The sequence below is a fragment of the Treponema sp. UBA7567 genome (genome assembly GCF_002476655.1).
Lineage (GTDB): Bacteria > Spirochaetota > Spirochaetia > Treponematales > Treponemataceae > Treponema_D.
Genome location: NZ_DLLH01000040.1, coordinates 11,282 through 30,082, shown reverse-complemented (window position 1 = coordinate 30,082; position 18,801 = coordinate 11,282). Strand labels below are relative to the sequence as shown.

21 protein-coding genes are annotated in these 18,801 nt (G+C 38.9%); 6 read left to right on the top strand and 15 right to left on the bottom strand.

The window, feature by feature from the left end; genetic code table 11:
* Positions 1-5 precede the first annotated feature (5 nt).
* From B3Y13_RS05020 to B3Y13_RS04970, 11 genes are all read right to left on the bottom strand, one after another.
* On the bottom strand, positions 6-1,103 hold the full coding sequence (locus B3Y13_RS05020) for an EscU/YscU/HrcU family type III secretion system export apparatus switch protein (RefSeq protein ID WP_296693100.1): 1,098 nt from the start codon (positions 1,101-1,103) through the stop codon (positions 6-8).
* A complete protein-coding gene (fliR, locus tag B3Y13_RS05015; RefSeq protein ID WP_296693097.1) occupies positions 1,100-1,918 on the bottom strand; it encodes a flagellar biosynthetic protein FliR in 819 nt (272 codons plus the stop codon). The genes B3Y13_RS05020 and fliR overlap by 4 nt, the downstream gene beginning before the upstream one ends.
* Before the next feature lie 15 nt (positions 1,919-1,933).
* A complete protein-coding gene (gene fliQ, locus B3Y13_RS05010) occupies positions 1,934-2,203 on the bottom strand; it encodes a flagellar biosynthesis protein FliQ (protein WP_296022782.1) in 270 nt (89 codons plus the stop codon).
* 21 nt (positions 2,204-2,224) lie between these two features.
* On the bottom strand, positions 2,225-3,085 hold the full coding sequence (fliP, locus tag B3Y13_RS05005) for a flagellar type III secretion system pore protein FliP (protein WP_296022781.1): 861 nt from the start codon (positions 3,083-3,085) through the stop codon (positions 2,225-2,227).
* A gap of 71 nt (positions 3,086-3,156) precedes the next feature.
* A complete protein-coding gene (locus B3Y13_RS09940) occupies positions 3,157-3,561 on the bottom strand; it encodes a FliO/MopB family protein (RefSeq protein WP_422664323.1) in 405 nt (134 codons plus the stop codon).
* 382 nt (positions 3,562-3,943) lie between these two features.
* The gene (gene fliN / locus B3Y13_RS04995) at positions 3,944-5,098 is read right to left on the bottom strand and encodes a flagellar motor switch protein FliN (RefSeq protein WP_296693092.1); all 1,155 of its coding nucleotides are present in this window, start codon (positions 5,096-5,098) and stop codon (positions 3,944-3,946) included.
* Positions 5,091-6,125, bottom strand: coding sequence for a flagellar motor switch protein FliM (gene fliM / locus B3Y13_RS04990; protein WP_296022778.1), 1,035 nt, complete (start codon positions 6,123-6,125; stop codon positions 5,091-5,093). Before fliM ends, fliN begins: the two co-directional genes overlap by 8 nt.
* Positions 6,126-6,151: 26 nt before the next feature.
* Positions 6,152-6,712 (bottom strand): flagellar basal body-associated FliL family protein, encoded by a 561-nt coding sequence (locus B3Y13_RS04985; protein WP_296022777.1) that lies wholly within the window; start codon positions 6,710-6,712, stop codon positions 6,152-6,154.
* A gap of 123 nt (positions 6,713-6,835) precedes the next feature.
* Entirely contained in the window at positions 6,836-7,576 is a 741-nt protein-coding gene (gene motB / locus B3Y13_RS04980) for a flagellar motor protein MotB (protein WP_296693089.1), read from the bottom strand.
* 7 nt (positions 7,577-7,583) lie between these two features.
* Positions 7,584-8,366 (bottom strand): motility protein A, encoded by a 783-nt coding sequence (locus tag B3Y13_RS04975; protein ID WP_296022775.1) that lies wholly within the window; start codon positions 8,364-8,366, stop codon positions 7,584-7,586.
* Between the two features lie 94 nt (positions 8,367-8,460).
* Entirely contained in the window at positions 8,461-8,658 is a 198-nt protein-coding gene (locus tag B3Y13_RS04970; RefSeq protein ID WP_078929865.1) for a flagellar FlbD family protein, read from the bottom strand.
* Between the two features lie 338 nt (positions 8,659-8,996).
* On the opposite strand from B3Y13_RS04970, the gene B3Y13_RS04965 reads away from it, so the two are divergent.
* Positions 8,997-9,692, top strand: a complete 696-nt coding sequence (locus B3Y13_RS04965) for a response regulator transcription factor (RefSeq protein ID WP_296022774.1) — start codon at positions 8,997-8,999, stop codon at positions 9,690-9,692.
* Positions 9,693-10,742, top strand: a complete 1,050-nt coding sequence (locus B3Y13_RS04960; RefSeq protein ID WP_296693086.1) for a sensor histidine kinase — start codon at positions 9,693-9,695, stop codon at positions 10,740-10,742.
* On the opposite strand, the gene hemW is transcribed toward B3Y13_RS04960, so the two are convergent.
* On the bottom strand, positions 10,705-11,895 hold the full coding sequence (gene hemW / locus B3Y13_RS04955) for a radical SAM family heme chaperone HemW (RefSeq protein WP_296693083.1): 1,191 nt from the start codon (positions 11,893-11,895) through the stop codon (positions 10,705-10,707). The genes B3Y13_RS04960 and hemW overlap by 38 nt on opposite strands.
* Positions 11,896-11,911: 16 nt before the next feature.
* Complete coding sequence (lepB, locus tag B3Y13_RS04950; RefSeq protein WP_296022771.1) at positions 11,912-12,601, bottom strand: signal peptidase I; 690 nt, start codon at positions 12,599-12,601, stop codon at positions 11,912-11,914.
* A gap of 65 nt (positions 12,602-12,666) precedes the next feature.
* Here lepB and smpB point away from each other — a divergent pair, with 65 nt between their 5' ends.
* Together smpB and B3Y13_RS04940 are read left to right on the top strand one after the other, a co-directional pair.
* On the top strand, positions 12,667-13,128 hold the full coding sequence (smpB, locus tag B3Y13_RS04945) for an SsrA-binding protein SmpB (protein WP_288585298.1): 462 nt from the start codon (positions 12,667-12,669) through the stop codon (positions 13,126-13,128).
* A 14-nt stretch (positions 13,129-13,142) separates the two neighbouring features.
* Complete coding sequence (locus B3Y13_RS04940; protein ID WP_296668865.1) at positions 13,143-14,030, top strand: TP0183 family DNA metabolism protein; 888 nt, start codon at positions 13,143-13,145, stop codon at positions 14,028-14,030.
* Between the two features lie 9 nt (positions 14,031-14,039).
* On the opposite strand, the gene B3Y13_RS04935 is transcribed toward B3Y13_RS04940, so the two are convergent.
* Both B3Y13_RS04935 and B3Y13_RS04930 read right to left on the bottom strand, forming a co-directional pair.
* Entirely contained in the window at positions 14,040-14,633 is a 594-nt protein-coding gene (locus B3Y13_RS04935) for an L-threonylcarbamoyladenylate synthase (protein WP_296668863.1), read from the bottom strand.
* The gene (locus B3Y13_RS04930) at positions 14,614-15,108 is read right to left on the bottom strand and encodes a septum formation initiator family protein (protein ID WP_296022768.1); all 495 of its coding nucleotides are present in this window, start codon (positions 15,106-15,108) and stop codon (positions 14,614-14,616) included. The genes B3Y13_RS04935 and B3Y13_RS04930 overlap by 20 nt, the downstream gene beginning before the upstream one ends.
* Before the next feature lie 355 nt (positions 15,109-15,463).
* Between B3Y13_RS04930 and B3Y13_RS04925 the strand changes: the two genes are divergently transcribed.
* On the top strand, positions 15,464-17,905 hold the full coding sequence (locus B3Y13_RS04925; RefSeq protein ID WP_296693080.1) for a hypothetical protein: 2,442 nt from the start codon (positions 15,464-15,466) through the stop codon (positions 17,903-17,905).
* Positions 17,905-18,798, top strand: coding sequence for a hypothetical protein (locus B3Y13_RS04920; RefSeq protein ID WP_296022766.1), 894 nt, complete (start codon positions 17,905-17,907; stop codon positions 18,796-18,798). The genes B3Y13_RS04925 and B3Y13_RS04920 overlap by 1 nt, the downstream gene beginning before the upstream one ends.
* Positions 18,799-18,801: the final 3 nt, after the last annotated feature.

Sequence of the window (18,801 nt, the reverse complement as noted above, 5' to 3'; positions counted from 1 at the left end):
ACTTGCTACTTTTTCCTATTGAGATAATTTATCTGTGCATAAACGATTGAAATCGCTTTTATATATGTATCAGGAATTATATCACCAACTTCAACATTTGAATAGAGTGCGCGCGCCAAAGGAACGTTTTCAACCCTTGGAATTCCGTTTTCGTCAGCCAAATCGCGTATTCTTTTTGCAGTTAAATCCGCACCTTTTGCATTGACAATCGGGCGATCTGTTTTTGCAGCATCATATTTTAAAGCGACTGAATAATGAGTCGGGTTTGTAATTACGACATCGCTTTCCGCGACCGCCTTCGGCAGATTTCTGGTCAAAAGTTCACGCTGGGCCTGCTGAAGTTTTCCTTTAACTTCCGGATCTCCTTCCTCTTCTTTAAATTCCTGCTTTACTTCCTGCTTTGTCATTTTTAAACGTTCCAAAAATTCACGTTTTTGCATAAAATAATCAGGAATCGAAATTGCAAGAAAAATTATCGAGCAGAAAGCAAGAATCTGAGTCGCGCATTTTCCGATAAGTCCAGAAGCCATTCTTATAGAACTAGTATTTAAAAGTGCAAGAATATCAGCCACATTCATTCTTATAACGACAACAGCCGTTATAATTACAGCGGCAATCTTTACAAGAGATTTTACGATATTCATTGCGCCTGTAAGCGAAAAGACAGTTTTTTTTAAATACTGGCCGATTCGCGGAACTATGTTTGAAAACTTAAATTCAATAGGCTTTAGCGAAAAAATAAAACCACGGTTTTGGATAAGGTTTCCGGCAATTCCTGCAATAACTCCGCAAAAAGCAAGAGGAAGAACCATTTTTGCAAAATTCACTAAAAAAAATACAAAAAACTGCGAAGATTCAATCTTAGCGTTCGCGCATTTTGTAAAATAATAAACAAGAATTTGCTCGCACATTCTCAGATAATGAGGAGCCGCAACAATCAGCGCGACAACGCACATAATCATTACAATTGCGCTAGTAAGCTCCTGGCTTTTTGCAACACGGCCTTCTTCACGCTCACGCCTTAAGCGAGTTTCTGTTGCATCCTCTGTACGGCCTTCATCTTCTGCGGCAAACCACTGAAGGTCAATTTCATCAAAACTCATTGCTGGCCTCCAGAACCTCTAAAAAACGCAAAAAGCGATTCCAAAACAGAAAATCCGCTGGCAAAAGACGAAATAAAATAATCACACAGACTGCCCATAAGGCTCATAATTATAAAAAACGAAAGCAAAATTAAAACAGGAAAACCTTCGGCAAGAAGGTTCATCTGAGGAGCAGCTTTTCCTAAAATTCCTGTCGTAATAGAAACAAGAAGAAGAATTCCCATAATCGGCAAAGCAATTACAAAAGCGCAGGCAAAAAGTCTTGTGAGCGACGAAAGCAAAAAGGTAATTATCTCCTGCCTTCCAGCCGCCATTACGATGTTCATGGCATTCATCGTTTCAAAACTCGCGGCAAGGCCTTTTCCAAAAAGAATCTGCGCCCAATGCCCCTGCAAAAAAATCAGCATTGCTATTAAATTAAAAAACTGGCCCATAAGGGGATTTTCGACCTGACTCAAGGCATCGTAAACTTCAGAAGCAGAAAATCCCATCTGAAAGGCAAAAAACTGTCCAGCCGCGCTAAAAGCGCTGAAAATTATGCTCACAAAAAATCCAGTAATTATGCCAATCAGAGCTTCTCCAACAAGAATCAGTATATAATCAATCGAAAAAGAGGCATTTTCTGCAATGTACGGAAGATAATCTTTTGTATCAATATGAGGAAAAATTAAATACGCCATATATCCAGTCAGAGCAATCTTTGCAACACGAGAAATTGTCCGCATAGAAAAGAGAGGCATTGTCATAATCAAGGCAAAACACCTGACTGCCACAAGTAAAAAAAACGGTGCCTGCCACACAATCTGCTCAAGCATATTTTATTTTTCCGTTTATTGCGCCAATTTTGGAATCATATCAAAAAGATTTAAAGTATATCCGCGCAAAGAAGCAAACATCCAGCCACCAAGAAGAGCGAGCATTGCAAGAATTACAAGCATTTTAGGAAGGAAAGTCAAAGTCTGTTCCTGAATCGATGTCGTAGCCTGAAAAATTGCAACGATAAGACCGATGACAAGAGCCGCTCCCAAAATCGGAGATGTCATAATAAAAACCTGATAGACCGCATTCCGAACAAGACCTACTAAAAATCCAATACTCATTTTCAACTCCTGTTAACAAAATCAATGCTGCAAAACAGAAACAAAAAGCTGCTGAGTCAAAAGTCCCCAGCCGTCGACAAGAACAAAAAGCATAAGCTTAAAAGGCATTGAAATCTGGACAGGAGGCAACATCATCATACCCATACTCATAAGAATACTTGCAACCACCATGTCGATTACAATAAACGGAATATAAAGAATAATTCCTATTTTGAAGGCGACTGTAAGCTCATGCAGAATATAAGACGGAACAAGAACATACATTGGAACATCGTCAAGTGTTTTTGGAGCATCAAGCTTTGCCATTCCCATAAATGTCTGGATATACGAAGTATCGTTAAACATCTGCGAATACATAAAATTTTTAAGCGGTTTTTCTGCTTCGCGGTAGGCCTGCTCAATTGTCAGCTGGCCGTCGCTCAAAGGCCTAAAAGAAGATGTATAAACCTTCTGGAAAACAGGCCACATTACAAAAAGCGTCATAAAAAGCGCAATTCCATTCAAAACAGAAGTCGGCGGAACCTGCTGAAGCGAAAGAGCGCGCTTTATAAAATCAAGGACAATTGAAAATCTCAAAAAACATGTCATCAGAATCAAAATGCTCGGAGCAAGCGAAAGAATCGTAAGCAGGAGCAAAAGCTGAAGGTTAAAAGCCATCTGAGTTCCAGTACGCGGCTGAGTGATGTTTATGTCGATATTTGGAAAAGTAAGCCCGCGCACAGACTGATTCATCTGCGTAGTTCCCTGTGCAGAACCGGACGGAAAATTCCTGTTTTGAGAAGACTGGGAAGCAACCGGCAAAGTACAAAACGAAAGAAGAAGTCCCAAAAAACAAAGTTTAAAAAGCCATTTTTTTCTAAAATACAGCAATGCGTTTTTCATAAATTTTCCACTTATCACTTACATTATTACTTTTTTATATAAATTTAAAAATATATTAAGAATTTTCTGAATTAAATTTTNNTCTGCTTTTTTAGCTCATCCGCAGAATTTGACGAAGAATTTTCGTAAATACTGCTTTCAGGTTCTTTGCTTGAGCCAGGCATAAAAATATCAAGAATTTCGCGGAACGAGCGTGGCTTTGAAACCTTTTCGTTTTTGTCGGCATAAAGATTCATAGCATTAATAAGTTCCTTGTCCTCGATTTTTCCAATCAGGCTGATTTTTTCATCGCTTACACCGATTAAAAATGCATTGTCCTGCAAAGTTATTACCTGAACTGATTTTCCAGGGCTTAATGTCAAATGGCTTACTTTTCGCAAAAAAGGATCGTTATCATTTTCTGTTTTTATGCCTTTTTTAAGGAAATGAAAAATTCCCCAAGCGATTCCAACGACAACCGCCAGAGCAAAAATCATTTTTATAAAAAGCCACAATGTCGAGCCTGAGCCGGGCTGTCTTTCATTTTGCTGCTGAGAAGATGACAAATTAAGCTGAATTTGAGAAGGATCTGTATTTATGCTGAAATTCTGAGTCTGCTGAGTGTTTTGAGCCTGAGAATTATCCTGCGCAAAAGTTTTTAAACTTCCCGCAAAAAAAAGAATGACTGCAAAAAATGCAGTAAAGATAATTGATTTTTTCATTTTTCCACCCATTTTAAATAGTTTTGTCTATACAGGATAATCCCCTTTATCCCAAAACAAAACTGTAAAAAGTAAAATCAAAAAGTAAAATCCCTAAATTGCAGCTTTTAGGCAATTTCAGATTAAAAAAAGGGGCTTTTTAGTCAGCCCCTCAATTTTAGCGAATATCCGAAACTCTTTCCATTGGAGAGAGAATTTCTGTTACGCGCACACCAAAGTTTTCATCGATTACAACAACTTCGCCTTTTGCAATCGGTTTATGGTTTACAAGAATATCAACAGGTTCACCGGCAAGTTTATCAAGCTCGATAATCGTACCTTCGCCCATCCCCAAAATTTCTTTTATCTGCTTTTTAGTGCGTCCAAGTTCTACGGTCATTTCCATGAATACATCCATGATAAGACCGATATTTCCCTGTTCAGTAGAAGCGGCTCCGCCCATTAAATTCGGAAACTGGATTGACTGAACATTCGGCGTGTTCATTCCGGCAACTTGTCCCATTGGCTGCTGCATTCCCATACCCATTCCCATATTAGGCATTGCACCCATTGGCTGCTGCATTCCCATACCCATTCCCATATTAGGCATAGCGCCCATTGGCTGCTGCATTCCCATGCCCATATTTTGAGTATTCTGGGCTGAAGAAACTGCGGCATTGTCAACATTTGCAGCAGTTCCACCACCAAGCGCCTTTACCATCTCTTCTGCAACACTGCTGGAAATCGCTTCCCAAAGAACGTAATTTTGAGAATCAACAGAATAAGTATATGTAAAAAGACAAAATTTTCCCTGAGGAATCCGAACCATTGCCTTTGGAACATTAACAGCTTCTGGAGGATTTGCAGCAAGCCCAGGAAGTTTTCCGTCTTTGCTCAGTTCGGTAATTTCAGTACCAGAATGATTTGAAACAACTTCAGAAATAACAGAAAGAGCCATATCATCGAGTTCAGCCTGCTCTTCCTTATTGATTAAGCTTGTCAACTTTTGGGCAAATTCTGTAGAAAGAATAAAAAGATGGTCACCCTTTAAGGCAGTTGAAAAATCGGCCATTACAGCAACAACCATTTCTGGAAGTTTCGCAAGCAACTGGTCACGCTCAAGAATCTCTACCGATGGCGTTCCAACAGAAAATTCACTGCCTGTCATTGAGTTGAGTTTAGTTTTTAATTCGTCTTTTATACCGTCAGCAAACTTTTCAAGGACAGAAGTATCAATGTTTACAGAAGAGGAGTTCCCTCCTGTAATTCCACCCATGTCCACGCCTGACAGCAATGCATCAATTTCGTCTTGAGAAATAGCACCATCACTCATATGATTCATCTCCTTCTACGGATAATTCTTCAAAATCTTCATTTTCGCTGTCATCAATTTTTCCAATTATCTGAACAGCCATTTTTTTACCGACAACACCCGGCTGACAATAAAATTTTTTCTTATTGCCGACACTAAGCGAAAGCGGATCACCGACGCGAACAGTTGAAAGCCGCACGACATCTCCAACTCGCAACGCAAGAACATCACGAATCGGCATATTTATTGTTCCAATTTCTGCAACAACATCCATATCAACGTCAGAAAGCTTTTCTTTTAACGTTCCAAGATACTGCGTTGTAGAACTTCTTCGCACAGAACTAAACCAGAACTGCGAAGAAAGTTTTGAAATAATAGGCTCGATAGTAAGATAAGGAATACAGAAGTTCATCATTCCTTCCTCTTCGCCAACCTTTGTTTCCAAAGTTACAAGAACGACCATTTCTGACGGAGGAACAATCTGCGCAAACTGAGGGTTTGTTTCAATCTGTCCAAGACGAGGACGCAAGTCAATTACCTGAGTCCAGGCTTCGCGCATATTTGCAAGAATTCTTACGATGATCCCTTCCATTACCGACTGTTCAATATCCGTCAAATCGCGGCTAACTTTTGCTCCCTGTCCTGTACCGCCAAAAAGACGGTCAATCATACTGAAAGTAATCGCCGGATCAATTTCCAAAACCGCATTTCCCTTTAAAGGATCCATATTGATTACAGCCAAAGTTGTCGGAGTTGGAATAGAACGGATAAATTCTTCGTAAGTCAGCTGGTCAACCGATGCGACATGAACATGAACCAGCGAACGAAGCTGCGCAGAAAGAGATGTTGTTGTAAGACGTGCAAAAGTTTCGTGCATAATCGAAACCGTTCGGATCTGCTCCTTAGAGAACTTATCCGGACGTTTAAAATCGTATATTTTTATTTTGCGCGTGTCATTTACAGGTTTAAAGTCAGTGTTTTCGCTTTCACCAGAACTTATTGCCTGCAGGAGTTGGTCAATTTCATCTTGTGACAGAACTTCGTTCATGCCTGTTCCACCTTTATAATCCGCTTTTACTGCTGAATAACATCCAGCTGCATAAAGCGCACATCTTTTATTTTTGAACTGCTTAAAATTGAATCGTTAATCGCATTGCGAATTTCAATTCTAAGCTCTTCCTCATTCTGTGGTCTTAATTCGTCTGCGGATTTCTGTGTAAAATAGCGCCGCAAAAAATCTTTTAATTCAACTGTTCTCTGCGTAATTTCTGTTGATGTCGCCTTATCGTCCTTTTTGTAACCCAATACAACTTCTACAATTACAGACGAAGGGTTTACATCGCTCGTCTTCGTTCTTGTTACGCCAAGAGAATTGTACCAGTCAAGAATTTCTTTAGTTGAACTGTATTCTTCTGCGACAGGAACAAGTGCGGCCTGCGATTGATTTCCGCCGACAACTTTCATTGTAATTACAACTACAGTCACAATTAAAATAACCGCAACCAAACCGATTGCAACCCATTTTAAAAGGACAGGGAAAAGACCGCCCATCCCCTTCTTTTTTGAAGATGCTGATGAAAGGTCGTCTGAACCGCCAGCATCATCGTTAATATCCAAATCATTATCATCAGCCATAAATTACTCCAGTTAAGAAAACACTCTGCGTGCTTTCATTGTTTTTTTTAATATCGGATTTTTTCCAGCACAACTTAAGGATATAGAATAAAGTATTTTACCCTTTATTTTGCGCCTAAAAAGTTAAAAATGCCCTTCATCAAGAATTATTATATCAACACGGCGGTTGTAAGCCTGCCCTTCCCTTGTATCGTTTGAAAATACAGGTCTAGTATCGGCATAGCCTGCAATTGAAAATTTGCTTTCATCCACTCCAAAATCCGAAAGATAGTGCAGAGTATTCAATGCGCGCGCAGCAGAAAGTTCCCAGTTAGACGGGTATTTTTCGTTTGAGACAGGATTGCTGTCTGTATGTCCCTCAATTCTAAAGCGGCGTTTCTGAAGTTCAGGTTCCTGAAAAAATTTCGAGAGTNNTTTTAAAAGAATTTCGCGGGTTTCTTCGATGTTGAGCTCGGCGCTTCCTTCTTCAAAAAAAGAATCGGAAGCCAACGTTATTACAAGCCCTCGTTCATCCGAGGAAATTGTTATTTTTGCAGAGTGAATCTCCGGCGCAAAAAGAGAAATGGCCTTTTTCTTGGCAAGACCAAGCGATTTTCCCTTTTCAACAGAAGGAAGGCTGTTTACTGTATTTCCCAAATCTGCAAGACGACCTGCAGTAAGAGACATTCCGCCAGTCGTCGTTGGATTTTCCATTGACTCTTCCTGAATTGCAAGCGATGCCTGAATCTGAGAAAGAGTTGTCGTGTCTACTTCGGAAGGATCATAAAGCATAACGAAAAAGCAGAGCATGAGAGTAATCATGTCTCCGTAAGTGCCCTGCCAGGCGGTTGAAGGTTTCTGTGGTTCATTACTTTTTCTAGCCATTTTCAACCTAATCCTTCAGAACGTCAGCCTCAATAACCTTCCGAGTTTTTGGATCCAAATAAGTTAAGAGTTTCATTGCAAGAATGCGAGGGTTATCTCCAGCCTGAATCGAAAGAACCCCTTCCAAAACCATTTCGCGAGAACGAAGCTCCGCGCTGTTCTGCGAGATAAGCTTTTGAGCCATTGGACCAAAAAGCCAGTTTGCAAGCATAGAACCGTAGAGTGTAGTTACCAAAGCTACGGCCATGTTCGGACCAAGAGAAGATTTATCTTCAAGATTGTTAAGCATACCAATAAGTCCGATTACGGTACCAAGCATACCAAAACCAGGACCAAAACCAGCCCACTGGGTTATAAGGTTAATACCAACCATGTGCCGCGCTTCCATCTGATTCATTTCGTTTTCCAAAATCGTGCGAATAACATTTCCGTCCGTACCGTCTACAACCATTCTAAGGCCGGATTTTAAGAACGCATCGTCCAAATCATCAAGTCCTTCTTCAAGTGCAAGGATACCTTCACGACGCGCCTTTTCTGAGAGAGCAACCATATTTTGAATCAGATTTTTTTCACCATAATCAAAAGTCTTAAAACAGCGCCCCATTACCTTGAACATTCCAAGAACATTTTTTAGTGAATCACAAAGAAACAGGGAGAAAAAAGAACCGCCGACAGTTACAAAAACCGAAGGAATATCAATAATACCGCCGATTGAACCACCTGATGTAAGAACACCTAAAAAGATTACACCTATACCGCCAACAATGGCAATAAGCGACGCAATATCCATAAAAAGTTTCCTCCCGCAAACCCAACAGACTTCTTTATTATTTTTATGTAGGGAAACCTCTAAAATTCATTTTTCAGAGGCAGCTCAGAATATTCTATATTTCCTGAGCAGAGATTCCAAGCCGCCGTCTGTAATCCACAATCCGCTGAATCAATTCTTCAGGCGAATCTTTTACCACGACTTTCTTGCCAGACAAAAAAGTGATGGTAAGGTCGGGAGTTTTTTCCATACTTTCTATCATATGAGGATTTATCCAGTATATATTCCCATCTAAACGCGTAACCGAAATCATCTTCTTATTTTTACTTCTAATTTGCTTATCGTCAAGTAGAAACATAAATTATGCCGACCTGAACAATATATTTTATAACAAATTCTAAAATAATTCAAAAAATTTAACGAACTGTTATAAAAAAACTTGCTTTTTTTTTTGTTTGTGATAATTTAAATAAAAAGAAAAATAAGGAAGTAAGATAAGAACAGCCTAAAATGGTGTCTATTTTTATCTTTAAAAGTTTGCGTTGCAAGCTTTCTTATCATCGGTTGTTTCTCACTTCGTTGCGNNGAAACAACTTAAAAAGTCAAGGTTAAAACTCAAGTTTTAATCTTGACTTTTTACGGGAATATAAAATGAATTCTAAAATTCTTGTTGTTGAAGACGTTCCAGAAATGGCAGAACTTGCCTCTATGTATCTGAAAAAATCAGGAATGACAGTTGAATCCGTTGGCAGCGCAGAAGAAGCGCTTGAATACATTGATAAACAAATGCCAGACTTAATCATTTTGGATTTAAATCTTCCGGGAATGAGCGGTTTTGACTTCCTGAAAAAATTCCGCGATGAATACAATTCATCTCTTCCAGTAATTATAGTCTCTGCCCGCGATGCAGACGAAGATATTATAAAAGGTCTTGGAAACGGCGCAGACGAATTTGTTACAAAGCCGTATTCACCAAAAGTTCTTACAGCAAGAGTCGAAGCAATTCTTCGCCGGCAGGCAAAAGTTACCGCAGCAGCAGAAGCTTCTTACGAATTTGGCCCGTACACTGTTCTGCTTAACAGCTGCGTACTAAAAAAAGGTCCGGAAAAAATTCCTCTCTCTACAAAAGAATATGAAGTTCTCGAATTCTTAATTTCTCACGAAAATGAAGTTTTGGGACCAGAAAAAATCTACAGAGAAGTATGGAAGGCTCAGTACGGAGATATTACAGCCGTTGCTGTATATGTTCAGCGCCTAAGAAAAAAGATTGAAGAAGATCCATCTTCGCCAAAATATATAAAAACAGTATTTGGCATGGGCTACAAATTCGAAAAAGGCACAGTTTAAATGAAAATAAAACGGCAGCTACATATTTTTCTTCTTCTTGTTGTACTTATTCCGCTAGTTGCCTTCGCAATGATTCCAATCAACAGACAACTTGCAGTCGAAGGAATTTCTTTTGAAAAAATCATAAGGATTTCTTTTCTTGTTGCCTCGGTGATTGAACTTGCCTGCATAATTTTTACACTGCATATTTCAAATACAATTTCAAGGTCAATAACTTTTCTTCAGCGTTCTACAAAAAGACTTGCGGACGGACAAGTATCAAAACCACTGGAAAGACGGAAAAATCACCGCGGAGAAAACGAGATTACTGATTTAATCGGGAATCTCGACAAAATGCGCATAAGCCTTCTTGAAAACGAAGAAAGAAGAAAACGTTTTATAATGGGAATGAGCCATGACCTGCGCACACCCGTCGCAGTCATAAAAGGTTATCTTGAAGCAATTGACGACGGAGTTGTAAGCGGCAAGGAAGAAATTGCAAAATCCATAAATATAATTCTAAACAAAACAAACCAGCTCGAAGCTATGCTCAATTCGCTGATAAATTTTGTCAAACTTGAGACGGCGGAACATAAAAATAATCTTACATTGCAGCCGATTCTTCCTTTGCTTCAGGAATTTGCAGAATCCTGCAAAAATTCTGGAACAATTTTTAACAGAAATGTAAAAACAGAGATCCAGGTTTCGCCGGACACGCAAATTATGCTCAACAAAGAACTAGTTTTAAGAGCCTTAGACAATCTTTATTCAAATGCCCAACGCTATACAAAAGACAAAAATGTAATAATAATCAAGGCAAACGAAACAGAAAGCGAAATTAAAATTTCTATAGAAGATACAGGCATCGGAATAAACGAAAAGGACATCCAGTTCATTTTTGATATTTTTTACCGGGCTTCAAACAGCCGAAACGAACCTGGCTACGGAATCGGACTTTCGGTCGTAAAAAACATAATCGATTCTCACGGCTGGAAAATCGATGTAAAATCGCAGGTTGGAGTCGGAACAAATTTTACAATAACGATTCCAAAAACAAATTCAAAAGCATAAGTCCGCGTTCGTTAAGAGCATAAAAAGTTTTGCCGTCTTTTTTGTAACTGCGGGCAAGATGTTTTTTAGACCATTCAAAAAAAAGTCCGTCTTTTACGCCGATTCTCTCTTCAAGGCTTTTTCCAAAGCGTTTTTTAAATTCTTCTGAACATACGCCTTCCAAAAGTCTAAATCCCATCATAAGCCATTCAAATTCCTGGGTCTGTAAATCGATTTTTTCAACTTGCCGTATCGATTCCGGAATTTCTGATTCAGAATTAAAGTTAAGCCAGAAATTTTCATAATTTTTAATAGAACAGGTATTCGTCCAGCGTTCTGAAACATCGCCGTAAACACTGCCGCACGCGCCGCTTCCACAGCCAATATAATTCTCAAGATGCCAGTAAACTTTGTTGTGACGACTTTCTGCTCCTGTTCTTGCAAAATTGCTTACTTCGTACTGAATAAATCCATTTTCTTTTAAAATTTTTCTGCCCAAAATCCACATTCTGTCTGTTTTTTGCTGGCTCCATTTTATTTTTCCAGACTCGATTTTTTTATAAAGCGGAGTATTTTCTTCCAAAGTAAGCGAATAAAGTGAAATATGCTCGATGTTTTTGCAGTTAAAAACCATCTCAAACTGTTTTTTAAAAGAACTGTAAGTCTGTCCAGGAAGACCTGCTATAAAATCGACAGAAAGCTTTTTTTTCCATTTTTTTTGAAGAAGTTCAAGCGCAGAAATTGCAGTTTTAAGCGAGCAATGCCTGTTTATGCTGTCCAAGGCCTTTTGGTCGAGAGCCTGAACGCCTATTGAAATTCTGTCCACGCCGGCATTTTGCGCAGAATCCAAAATATCCTCTGTCAAATCTTCAGGGTTCATCTCAACGGTAAATTCATCTGCCGTCTTGCCGGAAACAGCATTTTTTATGCCAGAGACAAGTTCAAAAAGAAGTTTTGCTCCAAGCTGGCTCGGAGTTCCGCCTCCAATATAGACAGTTTTCCAGCGTGAAACTGAGTATTTTTTTACATAAAAACGAATTTCAGTTAAAACTGAACGGACATATTCCTCATCTGGACAAATACAGGAAGCGCGATTTGAAGGAATACTGAAAAAATCGCAGTAATCGCACTTCTGCCTGCAAAAAGGAACGTGAACATAAAGGGAAATCTCCATTTAAATTTCCTTAAAACTAAAAAAGCTTCATTTTTGAAAAAGGAAAATAAATAAAAAGCGCCCTGCCCTTGAAAGAAGCCGAACTTACAGGTCCCCAAAGCCTGGAATCAGAAGATTCAAGACGGTTGTCCGCAAGAACAAAATATTCGTTTTCTTTTAAGATGAATTGTTCCATATTTCCTACAGTGCCGATTCTGCTGTCAGTTTTTGCGGAAATTTCCGGAACAGAGAGAGTGTATTTTATCTTTGTAAGTTCAAATTCCGTAAGAAACTGGGACTGGCCTTCGGGTTTTATGTAAACAAGATGGTTTGAAATATAAATCGTATCTCCCGGAAGACCGACAACGCGCCGGAAAGACGGCGACAGTTCGTTTTTAGCAAAAGGAGAATACTGCTGGACTGTAAAAAAGCGGCAGACAAAGTCAACAGATTTTTCAAAAAAAGAATGAACAGGCTCATCTTTTGGACTTACAAGCATAACCTGACCGCGTTCAGGATTCCGCAAAAGAGGAGCAATTTGAACAACGCAATCAGAGGCAATACCTGGCGACATAGAATCAGATTTTGAAAGAACTGGATAAAAAAGCGCAAGCCGGATTAAATTTATGCTTGCAAAGCAGACAAAAACAGAAAGAAGAATTAAAAAAACACGGTGATAAAGCTCCCTTTTCATCCTGTAGGAAACTGAATAAATATCTCGAAACATAAATAAAACATACATCTTTTTATGGCAGGTTGCAAGGTAAACCCATTAAGAATATAATTACTTCTATGTCTGAAAACGTAAAAATTATTGCACAAAATAAAAAAGCCCGTTTTGACTATTTTGTCGAAGAAAAATACGAATGCGGAATTGTCCTCGAAGGAACAGAAGTCAAGTCTGTAAAAGAAGGAAATGTTTCATTCAACGATTCTTTTGCCGAAATTCAAAATGGTGAGTTATGGATGCGAAATTTTCATATTTCAGAATACAAATATTCGTCCATTTTTAACCATAATCCAGACAGAGTAAAAAAACTGCTCGTCCACAAGGAAGAGTTAAAGCGGATCCAGCGCAAAGTTGATGAAAAAGGTTTTACTTTGATTCCATTGGATTTTTATTTAAAAAATGGACGCGTAAAACTTACGCTTGGCGTTTGCAAAGGTAAAAAGCAGTTTGACAAGCGGGCTTCAATTAAAGAGCGCGATGTGAACAGAGATTTACAGAGAGAATTTAGAAATTCAAACCTGTAAAACGGGGATTTTATTTGAAAAAGTTATCTGCAATTTTTACAGCAGTATTTCTCACCGTAATGCAATCAGTTTTTGCAGCCCCGCTCCAGCTCGATTATTACGGCGTCATTTCATCGTCGGCAGATTCAAACATGCTGAAAATGGCCCAGGATTTTTTCTTTACGCAGCTAAATGCAATCGACGGAGTTTCTGTCCATGACAAAAGGCAGAATCCAGGAACTGTCTTAAGTTCAATTCCGGACACATCTTCGACTCATGCGCCAAAAATTGCTTTTTACGCAGAAATAACCGAAGACAAAAAAGACGAATCAGCAGTTTTTTGGAACTGCATTTTTTTTGCAGGGATTCCAGATTCTTCAGGCGGAACAACTTACCAGAAAAGCAAAAATTATGATTCATACTACAAAATGCTGACAAACTCAAAAGACACGATTCACGAACTTTTAGACAAAATAAAAATGAGAAATTCCGAGAATGAATCTTTGTCGGCTTCTTCAAAAAATTCAGCTTTCGCGCAAAAAAGCTTTAACATTGAAAAACTTTCTGGAATATGGAGCGGAGAGCCTTTTACAGACAAAATCGTTATTTTGCGGGGCGGACGCGGTTTTATAATCTTTAAAAACGGCGCAACTATGAACATTTCTGTTTCGGCAGAAGAAAATTCTGAACACGGAAGCATCATAAAAATCCGGCAAATCGGAAAACCAAACGCCTCTTTTTATCCAGAACTTCCGCGTGAAATTGCGCTTTCTGTTGCACCGAACGCTTCTCCAATCGAGTGGAATTTTACAATGAATGATGAAAATGCGCTTTCCGGCACAAAGACAACTCTTTTAAGAGACGATTCAAAGGCCGAAAAAGTAAAAGCCGGAAATCAAAACGTAACCTGGCACAAAAAATAAAATTTTCTTTTAAACCGCGCAGTCAAGTTTTATCTGCCCCTGCCGTACAAGCTGGACTGTTCCGTCTTCTTCCAAAGCCACTATTGTAGAAGGAACACCTGAAGTTTTGTCTCCGTCATCAATAATCAAGTCAACAGCAGAACCAAACTCTTTTTTTATTTCGCAAAGATTATTTAAAGGAGCAGAACCGCTTTTATTTACACTAGTTGAATAAATTGGCGCGCCGCATTCTGCAATCAATTTTCTGAGCCATTCGTCGCCAGGACAGCGGAATGCAGTTGTTGCAAAATTTCCGTCTTGTTCAAAAGTATGAACGATTATCGTAAGCGGACCGGGCCAAAAAGAAAGCAGCTCATCAGGAACAAGATCGCGAGTATATTTTTTTAAGTCCTCTGGTTTTGAAAGAAGCTGGATGCACCTTTTTCCTTCTTCCCTTCCCTTTATTTCTGAGATTTTTTGCTCTGTGTGGTAAGAATAATGTCTTCCGTCAACAATTCCAGAAAAACCGTAGACCGTGTCGGTTGGAAGAATGACAATTTTTCCGCGGCGAATGTAATCAGCGGCAATAAAAATAGATTCCGAATCAGACTTGCGGCAAATCATAAACAGGAATGCCCTCCATAAAGACAGGATTTTTTCTTCGCTTAAAAAGTCCAGATTTTATATCTTGATAAAGTGAATACAGGCAGACCGTCAAAAAGGCTGCAATTCCAAGAACTTTTCCGACCCATTCAGGAAGATATTCAGGCTCACGGGCTTTTATAGGCGTACCTGCATCATATATCTTTTCCTGTTCAAAAGGAAGACCGTTTATCTTAACGATTTTGTCGCCGTCAGAAACATAACCGAGTTTTTTTGCAAGACCTTCGATTACTTCTTTGTCGTTTTGCAAAGCCGTACATTCAAGCTTGAGAGAATTATTTGTTTTTTGGATTGATTCTGTCCGGACTGCAAGGATTCTTTTTTGCTCCCGCTGCTGTCTTTCTGCCAAAAGACCGTCTCTTCCTGCAAAAACAGAAATAAAAACATAGACAAAAGTTCCTGTTAAAGCCGCTGACAAAATCCTAAACCTTTTCATAATCTAGAATATCGGCTGATTTTTTGATTTTTATAACGGGATTTTTTTATTTTTTGAAATTTAAAAGCGGAAAACAAAAATTTTTGAGAAAAACCTACCCCGGACAAAAGGGGCGGCAGTGCCGTTGCCGAAAGGCAATGAGCGCCTAGCGAACCCCGGCTGGCCGGATAGACAGGCGATGCGGTCCAAACTAAAAAAAGTTTTAAGTAATTTTTAAACTTTCAAAAATAGACTTTGAAAAAAAATTCTGTTAAAATATTGATTTATAAGTCTTATTTTTTAAGTTTTTAAGATGAAGATTTTGAGCGGTTATGCCGATATTTTCTTTGATAAAACTTTTTGCAAGGGGAATTTTATGAGCGATTCAAAAGAAACAAATGAACTTGACAGTTACGGCGTTTGGGTAAAAACCCCTCCAAAGACAGTGGATTCCTCTGAGACTTCTGTTAATTCAGACGACGTTTTTAATTTTGACACGGATTTGCCAGATTTTTCTGATTTAGATGTAATTGATGAGCCTTCAGATTTTTCAGCTTCGGACAATTCTGACGATGCGCTTTCGGCTGAGGATTTGGCTGGGCTTGAAACAGAAAACAAAGTTTCTGATTCGCCAGTTTCTAACACTGAGGAAGAAATTTCTCTCGACGAATTTATCGAAGGCGGTGTCTTTGAAACAGGACCTGATGAAGACAAAATAAAAGAAAAAGAAGCGGAAAAAGCGGCGGCACAAACTGGGCAAGAAACCGACTTTGCTTCACAGCCGGAAATTTCAAAAGAGACTGCCGCTGAGGACGATTTTAGCGTTGCAGCGGATTTAGAAACAGAAACTCCTGAAGACGCATTTGATTCTGACAATTCAGAAAGCGCTTCGGACGATGATATTTTTAATGTAGATCTCTCGTTTGACGAGCCGTCGGATGAGCCAGCTCCAGCTTTGCAGGAAACTTCTCAGAATGCACAGGAAACTTCAAGCGCAGACTCGCCAGCAGGAACTCATGACGTTGATTTGAGCGAATTCGGTCTTGATGATTTGAGCTTTGACAAAAACGATTCTTCTTCTGAAGCAAATGCAGGCAATGATGGAATGGAAAGCGTTGATTTGAGTGAATTCGGTTTCGACGATTCGGATTTCCAGGAAACAGAAAAAGCTCCGGAAAGCGCAGAAAATGAGGAAGCGCCTGAAATTCCAGAACAAAAAGAACCTTCTCTAGAAACAGAAACTACTCCAAAACAGGAAGTTGAAACCATAAATACTGAAGAAACAATTTCTCTTGAACCAGAAGAAGAACAGAGTTTTGAAAGCGAACCTCAAGAAACAGAAACTTCTGAAGCAAGCGCAGACGATGATGATTTTGACCTTGACTCAATTCTCGACAATATTACCGACGAAACAACCGGAGACACTGTAAGCATTTCGGACGTTGGCGGAAGTTCAGCAGAGCCGGTTGAAACAGCTCCAGAAAGAGAAATCATTGACGAGCCGAAAGAAGCAGTTTCTGAAAACACAGTTTCGGAAACAAAACCTTCTGCACAGCCAGTTGAAATCACTCCGGAAAGCGAAATCATTGACGAACCGAAAGCCGATGCCGCTGATTTGACAGAAAAAGAAGTTGAAGAAACAGAAATTCCGGACACATTCGATGAAGAAGCGGCGTCTTTCCTTGAAAATGACGACGAAAAAGTTGCAGAAGTTGCAGATTCGATTACAGCGCCAATTTTGGACGAAGGCGAACTTGAAACAGAAAAACCTTCGACACAGATGACGGCCATTTTCAGCCAGATTGTTACAGAACTTTCTTCGTTAAAAAACGAAATTGCATCGTTAAAAAATGAATTTGAAACCCTCAAAAACGAAAAACAGCCTGGAAATTTAAAATTGGAAAGCAATGATTCCGAAAACGAAGGATTTTTCTCAAATTCAGACGAAGACGACACAATCGCCCTTTCAAAAGATGAAATGGACAATATTTTGAACACAGCAGACATTGCGCAGGCTGAGGAAACAGACGAAGACAAGAAAAAAGAAACAGAATCTGAAAAAACAAAAGAAACACAGGATAATATTTCTGAACCGGAAGAACTTTCTAGCGAAGAGCCAGAATTTAAGGAAGAGCCGGAAGCTGCAGAGAAAACAGAAAATCTTTTTGGAAGCGCAGATGACGTCGCGGATATTTCTGACGAGGACATTCTTTCGGACGATGATTTTGCAATGGAATTTGAAAACGCCCAGACAGAAAATACAGAAGAACCGCCTACTCTTGATGACGTAGATTATACAAATATTTCTAAGGAAAATGATTTACCGGAAGAGATTTCCGTTCCAAAAAATGACGACATCTTGGTTGAGTCAAGCCCAACTGACCTTTTAGAAACAAAAGATAGCGAAAATAAAACCGAAAATGCTTCTGACAGTTTTAATGAAGATCCGTTTGAGCTTTCTGCCGTTGAACCTTCAATCAGCGAGACTCTCACCGATGAAAAACTCGACTATCTCTCAAAAGCTCCTGAAGAATCGGAACAAAACGAAAATTCAGAAGAGCTTTTGGAACTCCCCGAATCAGAAGAAACTGAAGCCACAGAAAAGGTTGAACCAGAAACCTTGCAGGAAGTTAAAGAAGAACCAGAAACAAAAGAAAGCAAAGATATTTCTGACAACCTAAAATCAGAAATTAAATCTGTACTTTCTTACATGGATCAGCTGCTCGAAAATTTGCCGGAAAACAAAATTGCAGAATTTGCGCAGTCAGAGCAATTTGATACATACAAAAAGCTTTTCAAGGAATTGGGACTTGCATAATGGGTCTTTTAAGCCGTATTGAAAATTTAACTACAGAAAAAGCCGGTCTTTTAGCTCGTGCCGATGAGCTAAAAAAATGCGCCGGCAAACCTCAGGCACAGGAAACAGCAAATATTGATTTCTGTGCTTTTGCAAGTAAAAACGGCTTTACACATTCAGGAATTTTTTCTTTAAAGGATGATTTTTATTATCTTTCTGAAACCCAGAATCTTGATTTGACAACGATAACAAATTCTCTTTCAACAAAAGATTTTTGGGACGGACTTATAAGCGGCAAAAAAGGCTGGATTTTTTTTGAAGGAGAAAGCCTAAATCCTTTTTTTCAGCTTTTTTCGACTGAAATCAAAGACAAAATCAAAAAAGTTTCCATATTTCCGTTCTCACACGAAAATTCAACCTGCTATTTTTTTGCGCTAAATTTTCAGGAAGAATTAAATCTTTCTGAGTCAGAATTTGCAGAAAATCTAATCAAAATTTTAAAAACCAAGTCTCTTCAAAACCAAAATTTGCCGGGCGAAACAAAACTTTGCGAAGGATTTGATATTTCAGATGCCAGCCTTTTTATTATTTCTGCAAAACTTTCGCTTGAAGAAGCATTTAAAAATTTTTCTTCGCCTTTTAAGGAACTTCTAAAACAGACAGCATTAAAACAGCTTTTTGAATACTTAAAAACTCTCTTTTCTTTTCCAAACTGTTGCGCTCTAGGTCAAGATGAAGAAATTAAAGCCGTAATTTTTTCAAAAGAAGAAATTGATGAAAAATTTTTACAGTTTCAGTTGAACATTTCTGCAAAAAAGTTTTTTTTGAATTCAAATATGCAAAATCTTCTTGTACTCTGCGCAGGAATCTGTAAAACTCCGCACGGAACGCTCACATTTTTATCCCAGGACTAATTC